This is a genomic window from Ferdinandcohnia jepli, from assembly GCF_047246645.1.
Lineage (GTDB): Bacteria > Bacillota > Bacilli > Bacillales > Bacillaceae_L > Ferdinandcohnia.
In genome coordinates, this window is the sequence record NZ_JBFOKR010000044.1 from 1 (window position 1) to 2776 (window position 2776).

Annotated in this window: 1 rRNA gene; it reads left to right on the top strand. The window is 52.7% G+C overall.

Annotated features, from left to right (window positions below):
• Nucleotides 1-2776: ribosomal RNA gene (locus tag AB3M96_RS23560) — 23S ribosomal RNA — on the top strand; the annotation flags it as partial.

The window sequence follows — 2776 nt, forward strand, 5'->3', positions numbered from 1 at the left end:
CCTGAATTCATAGGGTAAGAGAAGGTAGACCCGGGGAACTGAAACATCTTAGTACCCGGAGGAAGAGAAAGCAAACGCGATTTCCTGAGTAGCGGCGAGCGAAACGGAAGATAGCCCAAACCAAGAGGCTTGCCTCTTGGGGTTGTAGGACACTCTATACGGAGTTACAAAAGAGCGGAGTAGACGAAGCGGTCTGGAAAGGCCCATCAGAGAAGGTAACAATCCTGTAGTCGAAACTTCGTTCTCTCTTGAGTGGATCCTGAGTACGGCGGGACACGTGAAATCCCGTCGGAAGCTGGGAGGACCATCTCCCAAGGCTAAATACTCCCTAGTGACCGATAGTGAACCAGTACCGTGAGGGAAAGGTGAAAAGCACCCCGGGAGGGGAGTGAAATAGAACCTGAAACCGTGTGCCTACAAGTAGTCAAAGCACATTTATGTGTGATGGCGTGCCTTTTGTAGAATGAACCGGCGAGTTACGATCCCGTGCAAGGTTAAGTTGAAGAGACGGAGCCGCAGCGAAAGCGAGTCTGAATAGGGCGAAATAGTACGTGGTCGTAGACCCGAAACCAGGTGATCTACCCATGTCCAGGGTGAAGTTCAGGTAACACTGAATGGAGGCCCGAACCCACGCACGTTGAAAAGTGCGGGGATGAGGTGTGGGTAGCGGAGAAATTCCAATCGAACTTGGAGATAGCTGGTTCTCTCCGAAATAGCTTTAGGGCTAGCCTCGAGTTAGAGTCTTGGAGGTAGAGCACTGATTGGACTAGGGGCCCTCATCGGGTTACCGAATTCAGTCAAACTCCGAATGCCAAAGACTTGATTCTCGGGAGTCAGACTGCGAGTGATAAGATCCGTAGTCAAGAGGGAAACAGCCCAGACCACCAGCTAAGGTCCCAAAGTATACGTTAAGTGGAAAAGGATGTGGAGTTGCTTAGACAACCAGGATGTTGGCTTAGAAGCAGCCACCATTTAAAGAGTGCGTAATAGCTCACTGGTCGAGTGACTCTGCGCCGAAAATGTACCGGGGCTAAACGTATCACCGAAGCTGTGGATTGTTCTTACGAACAATGGTAGGAGAGCGTTCTAAGCGCAGTGAAGTCAGACCGGAAGGACTGGTGGAGCACTTAGAAGTGAGAATGCCGGTATGAGTAGCGAAAGATGGGTGAGAATCCCATCCACCGAATGCCTAAGGTTTCCTGAGGAAGGCTCGTCCGCTCAGGGTTAGTCGGGACCTAAGCCGAGGCCGAAAGGCGTAGGCGATGGACAACAGGTTGATATTCCTGTACCACCTCCTCACCATTTGAGCAATGGGGGGACGCAGGAGGATAGGGCAAGCGCGCTGTTGGATATGCGCGTCCAAGCAGTTAGGCTGGTAAGTAGGCAAATCCGCTTACCGTGAAGGCTGAGCTGTGATGGCGAGGGAAATATAGTACCGAAGTTCCTGATTCCACACTGCCAAGAAAAGCCTCTAGCGAGGTGAGAGGTGCCCGTACCGCAAACCGACACAGGTAGGCGAGGAGAGAATCCTAAGGTGATCGAGAGAACTCTCGTTAAGGAACTCGGCAAAATGACCCCGTAACTTCGGGAGAAGGGGTGCTTTTTAGGGTGAATAGCCCGGAAAAGCCGCAGTGAATAGGCCCAGGCGACTGTTTAGCAAAAACACAGGTCTCTGCGAAGCCGCAAGGCGAAGTATAGGGGCTGACACCTGCCCGGTGCTGGAAGGTTAAGAGGAGGGGTTAGCGCAAGCGAAGCTCTGAATCGAAGCCCCAGTAAACGGCGGCCGTAACTATAACGGTCCTAAGGTAGCGAAATTCCTTGTCAGGTAAGTTCTGACCCGCACGAAAGGTGTAACGATCTGGGCACTGTCTCAACGAGAGACTCGGTGAAATTATAGTACCTGTGAAGATGCAGGTTACCCGCGACAGGACGGAAAGACCCCGTGGAGCTTTACTGCAGCCTGATATTGAATTTTGGTACAGCTTGTACAGGATAGGTAGGAGCCTTGGAAGCCGGAGCGCCAGCTTCGGTGGAGGCGTCGGTGGGATACTACCCTGGCTGTATTGAAATTCTAACCCGAAGGCCTTATCGGCCTTGGAGACAGTGTCAGGTGGGCAGTTTGACTGGGGCGGTCGCCTCCTAAAATGTAACGGAGGCGCCCAAAGGTTCCCTCAGAATGGTTGGAAATCATTCGTAGAGTGTAAAGGCACAAGGGAGCTTGACTGCGAGACCTACAAGTCGAGCAGGGACGAAAGTCGGGCTTAGTGATCCGGTGGTTCCGCATGGAAGGGCCATCGCTCAACGGATAAAAGCTACCCCGGGGATAACAGGCTTATCTCCCCCAAGAGTCCACATCGACGGGGAGGTTTGGCACCTCGATGTCGGCTCATCGCATCCTGGGGCTGTAGTCGGTCCCAAGGGTTGGGCTGTTCGCCCATTAAAGCGGTACGCGAGCTGGGTTCAGAACGTCGTGAGACAGTTCGGTCCCTATCCGTCGTGGGCGTAGGAAATTTGAGAGGAGCTGTCCTTAGTACGAGAGGACCGGGATGGACACACCGCTGGTGTACCAGTTGTTCTGCCAAGGGCATCGCTGGGTAGCTATGTGTGGAAGGGATAAGTGCTGAAAGCATCTAAGCATGAAGCCCCCCTCAAGATGAGATTTCCCATAGTGTTAAACTAGTAAGATCCCTCGAAGATGACGAGGTTGATAGGTCAGAGGTGGAAGCGCGGTGACGTGTGCAGCTGACTGATACTAATCGATCGAGGACTTAACCAA